General features: G+C 75.1%; 5 protein-coding genes. 4 read left to right on the top strand and 1 reads right to left on the bottom strand.

Going from position 1 to position 8,989, the window contains the following annotated elements:
- Positions 1-286: 286 nt before the first annotated feature.
- The 3 genes from cobT to F603_RS0101570 all read left to right on the top strand — a co-directional run bounded on the left by cobT (position 287) and on the right by F603_RS0101570 (position 6,465).
- Positions 287-4,201: a nicotinate-nucleotide--dimethylbenzimidazole phosphoribosyltransferase gene (gene cobT, locus F603_RS0101560; RefSeq protein WP_019544261.1), complete on the top strand. Its 3,915-nt coding sequence runs from the start codon at positions 287-289 to the stop codon at positions 4,199-4,201.
- A 226-nt stretch (positions 4,202-4,427) separates the two neighbouring features.
- Positions 4,428-5,669, top strand: a complete 1,242-nt coding sequence (gene cobA, locus F603_RS0101565; RefSeq protein ID WP_019544262.1) for a uroporphyrinogen-III C-methyltransferase — start codon at positions 4,428-4,430, stop codon at positions 5,667-5,669.
- Positions 5,662-6,465 carry a TrmH family RNA methyltransferase gene (locus F603_RS0101570; RefSeq protein WP_019544263.1) on the top strand — a complete coding sequence of 268 codons (804 nt, stop codon included), beginning with the start codon at positions 5,662-5,664 and terminating at the stop codon, positions 6,463-6,465. The genes cobA and F603_RS0101570 overlap by 8 nt, the downstream gene beginning before the upstream one ends.
- Positions 6,466-6,603: 138 nt before the next feature.
- Here F603_RS0101570 and F603_RS0101575 read toward each other — a convergent pair whose 3' ends face one another.
- Positions 6,604-7,920 carry a serine/threonine-protein kinase gene (locus tag F603_RS0101575; protein WP_019544264.1) on the bottom strand — a complete coding sequence of 439 codons (1,317 nt, stop codon included), beginning with the start codon at positions 7,918-7,920 and terminating at the stop codon, positions 6,604-6,606.
- A 586-nt stretch (positions 7,921-8,506) separates the two neighbouring features.
- Here F603_RS0101575 and F603_RS0101580 point away from each other — a divergent pair.
- Positions 8,507-8,716, top strand: coding sequence for a hypothetical protein (locus F603_RS0101580; RefSeq protein ID WP_019544265.1), 210 nt, complete (start codon positions 8,507-8,509; stop codon positions 8,714-8,716).
- Positions 8,717-8,989 lie beyond the last annotated feature (273 nt).

The raw sequence follows: 8,989 nt of genomic DNA on the forward strand, positions 1-8,989 counted from the left end.
CGAAGTGCAGTTTCACTCCCACCCTCGGCCGTCGGTCCACCCCGCTGCGGGTAGGCTGATGGATCGTTGTGCCGCCGTTCGGGGTTGACGGTTCGTCCGTCCTTGTCCGGATGGTGTGGTCGGAGGATCGTGCCGCATCCCCGTGCGGGCTCGTTCTCCGACCGAGGCCGGAGAACGGGCCCCGGGGCGTCGCGGGTCCCGGGAGGTCACGCACAACGGCCGCGCCGGGGGCGCGGTGGGCTTCCACCGCGTGGGAAGGAGCAGGAGCGATGGGCGAGGGGTACGCATGACTGACACCGGTCAGGTCCCGGGCGAGGGGCTGCCGGAGAGCGCAGGCGGGCAGCCGGAGGTGCGGCAGCAGTCCCCGGCGCCCGGCACGTACACCTTCATGCAGCAGACCGACGTACACCCGGGCACTCCCGCGGGCGAGGCGCCGCAGGGCGAGGAGGAGCTGCTGATGCCGGGAGCATGGGGCGAACAGCCCCCGCACGTCGCGCAGTCGCAGCCGCACCCCGTGCACCCCCAGCCGCACCCCGCCGGCTACCCGGTGGAGGCGTACGTCGCCGCGCAGTACCCCCAGCCGCACCCCGAGCCGCACGAGGCCGACGGCCGCGACTCCGGCCACCTCGACTACGGCGCCGTCCGCCCGGACGAGCCGCCGTACGCCGCCGAACAGCCCGCTCCCCAGGAGGGGTCGGGTCCCGCTCCGGCAGCCGAGCCGTCGACGGAGGAGCAGTCCGACGCTGAGGCGCAGGAGCGCGCGCAGCACAACCGGCGCCGTCCCCTCCACCTCGGCCCGCCCGTACCCGAGCAGTCGGGCACGGTCCGCAGCCTCTCCGATCGCGGCCCGGCGCCCCCGCGGGCGGCTCCGCAGTCCGAACAGCAGCCGGCAGCGGAGCAGTCGGCCGCGCCCCAGGGACCGCCGACCCTCGGCCCCGAGTACCTCGACGTCGCCGGTACGACGGCCGGCGCCGGTGGCTCCGAGTCGCTCCCGGGCCCCCAACTCGGCGCCATGCCCCCGCAGACGGCGCCGTGGACGGAGCAGCACGCACCGCAGCCCATCGCGCCCGGCGCGGTGAAGGCAGCCGGGGACGGGGAGACACACGTCAACGGCGACAGCGGGCAGGACACTCGGACGGGCCAGGTCACGCTCCCGGAGCCGACGCACCTCAACGGCAACGCCGCACCGAGCACCCCTGCTCACGGCACCTCGACCGAGGCGGCCGACGGCGCCCCGGGCGGAGCCGTCGACGGCCTCCCCGTGAGCAGCACCCCGGCGGGCGGCACGCCCGCTGCCGGGACGCTCACCGACGCCGTCAACGGCACCCCGACAGGCAGCCCCCCCGATGCAGGCACGCCTGGGGGAGCGCCGGTGCCGTCAGCCGCGCCCGAACCCGCGGCTCCGGGCGAGGCCGGTCCCGTGGCAACGCCCCCTGGCGGGACGCCGGTCGGTGTCGCGCAGCAGGAAGCATTCGTCGGCTCCGCTGCGGAGCCCGCGTCGCAGCCCTCCGCGCCGGAGGGCGTGCAGGCGGCCGACACCCGCATCAACGGCGTGCAGTTCGCCGCTGCCCCAAGTGCGCCCGTCCAGCAGGACGCCGCGCCCGTGCAGCCTGAGCCGGACGCCGCACCCGAGATGGGCTCCGCGCCCGAGTTGGGCTCCGCCGCCGAGGTGGTGGCCCCCGCCCCAGCCCAGTCCGAGACGACCGCTCCCGTGCACACCGAGACGCAAGCCTCCCCCGAGGAGGCCCCCCAATCCGCTCCCGCCCAAGGTGAGTCCACGCCCTCGCAAGGGCCCGTCGAGGAGCGCCCGGTGATCCCGAGCCAGCCGGACGGCGCCGCCATGGCGGCCCGCATCCAGCAGGCGGCCGAGCAGCCGTACGCGACGCCCTCGCAGGTCGCAGAGGCGCCGGGACACGGTGGCCCGAGCCTCCCCGAGCAGCCGGAGGCCCCGTTCGCCGAGACGATGGCGGACACCCCCGCGGGCCCCACCGAAGCAGAAGGACCCGCCTCCGCGGAGCCCGGGTCCGCGCCCGGCACCGCGCCGGCGGGCGGCGGCCAGGCACAGGCCACGGCGCCTGAGTCCGCAACGCCCCTCGACCCCACGGCTGTTGCCGACGCCCGGCCCGAGCCGGCAGCGGACGCGCCGACGCCGCCCGCCGAGTCCGCCATCCCCGAAGACAGGGAGACCCCCGTGGGCGGCGTCCCAGAACCCCAGGCACCCGGCGCGGAGGGCGTGCTCCCCGCGCAGCCGGTGCCCGCTTCCGCACCGATAAGCGAGGACGGCCCGGCGGGCGCCGTGCCGTCCACCGAGGCGGAGCAGTCCGCCCAGACGGCGGCCGCGCCCGAGCCGTCCGCGGCGGAAGCCGTGGTCGAGCGGCCCGAGCACCCCGAGCAGTTCGGACAGTCCGAACAGACCGCGCCGGCCGAACAGCCCGAAGCCACGGAGCCCCCCGAGCCCCGCCCCAGCGAGCACGCCTCCGGGTACGACGAGGCCGAACGCGAGGCCGTACACCGCCTGATGCGCGAGCGCCGGGACATCCGCAACGGCTTCCGATCCGACCCGATCCCCGACGACGTCCTCCTCCGCGTCCTGGAGGCCGCGCACACGGCCCCGAGCGTCGGCCACTCCCAGCCGTGGGACTTCGTCGTGATCCGCTCGGCCGAGACGCGCCGCACGATGCACGAACTCGCCGAGCGCCAACGCATCGCCTACGCGCAGACGTTGCCGAAGGCACGGGCCAAGCAGTTCAAAGAGCTCAAGATCGAGGCCATCCTCGACACCCCGGTGAACATCGTGGTCACCGCCGACCCGACGCGCGGCGGCCGGCACACCCTCGGCCGGCACACCCAGCCGCAGATGGCCCCGTACTCCTCGGCGCTCGCCGTGGAGAACCTCTGGCTCGCCGCGCGGGCCGAGGGCCTCGGCGTCGGCTGGGTGAGCTTCTTCGACGAGCGCGAGATGGTCCGCACGCTCGAACTCCCCGAGCACCTGGAGGTGGTGGCGTACCTCTGCGTCGGCTACGTCGACGAGTTCCCGCCGGAGCCGGAGCTGGCGCAGGCGGGATGGTCGAAGCGCCGCCCCCTCTCGTGGGTCGTCCACGAGGAGTCCTACGGCCGCCGTGCGCTCCCGGGAGCCGCGCCGCACGACCTCCTCGCCGAGACCCTCGACGCCATCCGCCCCCTCGACGCCAAGGCGCTCGGCGAGGCATGGGAGCGGCAGAAGCGGATGACGAAGCCCGCAGGCGCGCTCGGCATGTTGGAGATCATCTCCGCGCAGCTCTGCGGCCTCTCGCGGCAGTGCCCCCCGCCGATCCCGGAGCCCGCCGCCGTGGCGATCTTCGCGGGCGACCACGGGGTCCACGCGCAGGGCGTCACCCCGTGGCCGCAGGAGGTGACGGGCCAGATGGTCGCCAACTTCCTCGGTGGGGGAGCGGTCTGCAACGCGTTCGCCACCCAGGTCGGCGTCGAGGTCTGCGTGGTCGACGTCGGCGTCGGCACCGAACTCCCCTCGGCCCCCGGCCTGTTGCCGCGCAAAGTACGGCCCGGCACCGCCGACATGACGGAGGGGCCCGCGCTCACCAGGGACGAGGCGGCACGTGCCGTCGAGGTCGGCATCGAGACGGCCCGCGACCTCGTGGCCGCGGGCAACCGCGCCCTCCTCACCGGCGAGATGGGCATCGCCAACACCACCGCTTCCGCGGCGCTCATCTCGGCCTGCACGGGCGTCGACCCCTCGGAGGCCACCGGACGCGGCACCGGCATCAACGACGAGACGCACTCCCGCAAGGTGGAAGTGGTGCGCCGCGCCCTGGAGTTGCACCAGCCCGACGCCGAGGACCCGGTGGGGCTCCTCGCCGCCTTCGGCGGTCTGGAGCACGCGGCGATGGTCGGCCTGATCCTCGGCGGAGCCTCGCTCCGCACCCCGGTGCTCCTCGACGGCGTCAGCGCGGGAGCAGCGGCGCTCGTCGCACGGGCGCTCGCCCCCGAGTCCCTCGCCGCGTGCATCGCGGGCCACCGCAGTGCGGAGCCCGGCCACGTGGCGGCGCTCACCAAGCTCGGCCTGCGTCCGCTCGTCGATCTGGACCTGCGCCTCGGCGAGGGCACGGGCGCGCTCCTCGCGCTCCCCCTCGTGCAGAGCGCCGCCCGCACCATGCACGACGTCGCCACCTTCGACTCGGCCGGCGTCACGGAGAAGGACTGACCGAAGACGGCGGGGGAGGGCGCCGGGTGCTCCGGCGCCCTCCCTCCTATGCGCCCGTCCCGGCGTGATCCCTGGTACAGCGCGTCCGCGCGAGGCCGCCTACGCTGTGGGACGTCCCCGCCGCTCCGGTGCCGCAGCGGCCGGTTCCCGCTGCGTAGCGCCGGCGCGATGCCGCAGGACCGCCCGCGCCGCAGCCCGCACCCAGCCGACAAGGATGACGCCCGAGATGTCCGAGACCCCCGTCTACCCCGCCGGGCTCCGCCTGTCCGGCCGACGCGTCGTGGTGATAGGCGGCGGAACCGTCGCGCAGCGGCGGCTCCCCGCACTGCTCCGCGCCGGAGCCGACGTGCTGCTCGTATCGCCGTCCGCCACCCCGTCGGTCGAGGCGATGGCCGCGGCGGGGGAGCTCGCATGGGAGCGCCGCGAGTACCGCGAAGGCGACCTGGCGGGCGCCTGGTACGCCCTCGTCGCCACCGACGACCGCGCGACCAACGAAGCCGTCTCGGTGGAAGCCGAGTCCCGCAGGATCTGGTGCGTCCGCAGCGACGATGCGGAAGCGGCGACGGCCTGGACCCCGGCCTCCGGCCGTACGGAGGGCGTCACCGTCGCCGTGCTCAGCGGCAACGACCCGCGCCGGTCGGCGGCCGTGCGCGACGCGATCGTCGCGGGCCTCGGCGAGGGCGCGCTCGACGCACCGCGGCACCGCCCCCGCCACCCGGCGGGCGTGGCACTCGTTGGGGGCGGGCCCGGCGACCCGGACCTGATCACGGTGCGCGGCCGGCGTCTCCTCGCCCAGGCCGACGTCGTCGTCGCCGACCGGCTGGGCCCGCGCGACCTGCTCGACGAACTCCCCCCGCACGTCGAGGTGATCGACGCCGCGAAGATTCCGTACGGCCGCGCGATGGCGCAGTCCGCGATCAACAGCGCGCTCGTGGACCACGCGAAGGCGGGGAAGTTCGTGGTCCGGCTCAAGGGCGGCGACCCGTTCGTCTTCGGCAGGGGCATGGAGGAGGCCGAGCAACTCGCCGCCGAGGGAGTCGAGGTCACCGTGGTGCCGGGGATCACGAGCGCGATCAGCGTCCCCTCGGCTGCCGGGATTCCCGTCACCCACCGCGGTGTCACCCACGAGTTCACCGTCGTCAGCGGGCACATCCCGCCGGACGATCCGCGCTCCCTCGTCGACTGGGAGGCGCTCGCACGCCTGCGCGGGACGCTGGTGCTGATGATGGCGGTCGAGCAACTCGGCGCGATCGCCGACACGTTGCTCTCTTACGGCAAGGCTCCCGAGACGCCCGTCGCCATCCTCCAGGAGGGGACGATGGCCACCGAGCGCCGCGTCGACGCGACGCTCGCCACCGCCAAGGCGCGCGCGAGGGCGGAGAACGTGCGCCCACCCGCCATCGTCGTCGTGGGCGGGGTCGTACCGGTGGGCGCGCGCGTCGGCCTCGCCGGGCCGCACGATGGCTGAGCCGCTTCCCGTCGACAGGCCGGACGACCCCCGCCTCCAGGACTACACCGACCTCACCGACGTCCAGCTCCGCCGCACCCGCGAACCCGCCGAGGGGCTCTTCATCGCCGAGGGCGAGAAGGTGATCCGCCGCGCCCTGGAGGCGGGGTACGCGATGCGCTCGATGCTCCTCTCCGAAAAGTGGCTCGGGCCGATGCACGACGTCGTCGAGTCGGCGACCGCGCCCGTCTATCTCACGACGCCGCAGACCGCCGAGGCCGTCACCGGTTACCACGTGCACCGGGGCGCGCTCGCCTCGATGGAGCGCGCCCCGGAGCATACGCCGGCCGAACTCCTCGACGGTGCACGCCGGATCGCCGTCCTGGAGTCGGTGAACGACCACACCAACGTGGGCGCCGTCTTCCGCAGCGCCGCGGCCCTCGGCATGGACGCCGTCCTCCTCTCCCCGGACTGCGCCGACCCGCTCTACCGCCGCTCGGTGAAGGTCTCCATGGGCGCCGTCTTCGCCGTGCCCTACGCGCGCGTGGAGCGCTGGCCGGACGGGCTCGACGCGCTCCGCTCGGCCGGCTTCCGACTCCTCGCGCTCACCCCGCGTGCGGGCTCTCAGCCGATCGAGGACGTCGTCGCCGAGCGGCCCGAGCGGGCCGCCCTCCTCCTCGGAGCCGAGGGGACGGGGCTCACCGCGCGGGCGCTCGCCGCCTCCGAACCGGTGCGCATCCCGATGGCGCACGGCGTCGACTCGCTCAACGTGGCAGCAGCTGCCGCCGTCGCCTTCTACGCGCTCACCCGGGCCTGAACGCGCGCCGACAACTCGGGCTTCTCCGCCCGGCGTTCGGCTTCGCGTGCCCTGCCGTCCCGCGGAGCAGCCGCGCCGTACAAGGCGGGGCTCCACCGCTGGCGTTCGGGCGGCTGCCGTCCCGGCGACGCGCGGCGCTCACCCGGAGGCGTCGAACGCCCCGCGAGGGGCGTGCACTTCGCCGCCGGGGGTGCGACCGAGCCCCTGGGCCGGCCCCTGGCACCCTTGCGCGACGGCTATCCCCAGCGCAACGAGGAGCGTCACCGTCACGAAGACCACGAGTCGCTGACGGAGCAGCCGCCGGTTCGGGCCCGTCCGGCGCCCTCGCTGCGGCGGCCGCTCGGCTCGCGCGCCCTGTGCGCGCTCCGGCCGCCCGGCCTCGGCGCCGCGCGCCGTCGCCCTCGGCCGCCGCGCCTCGGACTCCCGGACCGCCGCATGCCGCTCCCCGCGCTCCGGCTGACCGCTGCGCCCCTGCCGCGCGCCCCCCGTCTGACGAGGGTGACCGCCGCGCGAGGCCGGGCGCCCCGCAGTCGGACGGGGATGCTCCTCGGTGCGGCCGTCCCGCACGGCCGGGCGCCGTGCGGGCTGCTGCGGCGGTGCGCTGCGTGCCTGCGGCGGCCGTTCGGAGACACCACGTGCCTCCCGCGCCGCGATCTCCTTCAGGCGCAGGGAGAGCTGGAGGGCGCCCGGACGCTCCTCGGGTTCCTTGACGAGGCAGGCGCGGAGCAGCGGCGCCAACGCGGCGTGCACGTGGTCGAGCTGCGGCTCCTCGTGGACGACGCGGTAGAGCATCACCTCCGAACTTCCCTGCCCGAAGGGGGAGTCGGCGGTCGCCGCATACGCGAGGGTGGCACCGAGTGCGAAGACGTCGGTGGCCGCGCTCACCGCCACCCCGCGCACCTGCTCGGGCGAGAGGAAGCCGGGCGAGCCGACGGCGGTGCCGACGTGCGTCAGGGTGCTGGCACCCGTGGCCCAGGCGATGCCGAAGTCGATGATCCGCGGACCCTTCGGCGAGAGCAGGATGTTGGAGGGCTTCAGGTCCCGGTGGACGACCCCCGCCTCGTGCACGGCGAGGAGCCCCTCGGCGAGTGCGGCACCGATCGCGGCGACCTCGGCCGGCGGCAGCGGTCCCTCCTCGCCGACCTTGTCGTGGAGCGAGGGCCCCGGCACGTACTGCGTCGCGAACCACGGCCGGTCCGCTTCGAGGTCGGCGGCGACGAGGCGGGCCGTGCACCCTCCCCTGATCCGCCGCGCGGCGGAGACCTCCCGCGCGAACCGGGAGCGGAACTCCTGGTCCTCGGCGAGGTCGGGCCGGATCACCTTCAGCGCGACGCGCTGGCCACGCCGGTCGGAGCCGAGGTAGACCACGCCCATGCCGCCGGCGCCCAGGCGCCGGTGGAGCCTGAACGAGCCGACGACTCGCGGGTCCTCGCGCCGGAGCCGCATCATCGCCATGTCGTTCCTAACCTCCGGTGGGCAGGCCCCACTCCGCTACCCGGTCCGTCTGACGAGCCCAGCTTACGGACTGCCTCCGGAGACCGACGACAGGCCGCGCACACCGCCCGGACGGTTTGTCAGGACCGCGCATGCGGCGGGAAACCCAGCTCGAGCAGGCCCCTGAAGGCGCATCACTCAGCGGCTCACGCTCCGTCAAGAGTGCACGGCGCCAAGGAGGTTGGCGGAACACCGCCCCCGCGCGCACGCCGCCGCGAGGAGCTCCGCAGTGCCCCGGGGGCACGACGCCTCCGAACGTCGAAGAACCCGGTGGTCACACAGGTGCAGTGAGGGAACTCACCCCGGGCGTACGGGTGCAGGCCCCCGCGCGGGGGTGGTGCCCGCCCCTCCGGGTGCACTGCGGGGGAGGTCCAACCAGGGGAGTACACACCGGTGCCCGCGGTCCTCCTGGGGGAGGCCCGCACGCGGTACGCCGGCATGACGTTCGCCTTTTGCGTTCGGCCTAGTGTGGTGGACAAGCGGCGGACGCAGCACTCGTCCCCCGAGGCAGAACGTCCGCCGCCCCGCTACCACGAAGGAGTGGACCATGTCGCAGTACGAGGGCGGGACACAGCTCCGTGCGAGGGCGAGGGCGTTCGCGGTGTTCGCGACCGGCTCCCGCCGTTCGGGCAGGCGGCACCCCCTCGTCGCCGTCGCCATGGTCCTCCCGCTGGCCGTCGCGCTCGCCCTGCTCTTCGGAGGGGTGCAGGCGGTGGTCGCACAGGCGTCGTCCGTAGCCGGGATGCTGGGGCCCTGAGCGGCTCCGGGCCCGGGAGAGCGGCCCGGGTCGGGGACTCCCGGCCGAACCCCGTGGGGACGGGGGTGCGGCGGACGGCAAAGGGCCCGGGCGGCTGGGGAGCTGCCCGGGCCCTCGTACGTGTCCGATCGCCGTCCGGCGCGCGGGAGTTGGACCTGCGCGGAAGAGAAGAGGCCCCCGGCAGCGGATGCCGGGGGCCTCGAAACGTGGACGATACTGGATTTGAACCAGTGACCTCTTCCGTGTCAGGGAAGCGCTCTCCCGCTGAGCTAA

This window comes from Streptomyces sulphureus DSM 40104, from assembly GCF_000381025.1.
Lineage (GTDB): Bacteria > Actinomycetota > Actinomycetes > Streptomycetales > Streptomycetaceae > Streptomyces > Streptomyces sulphureus.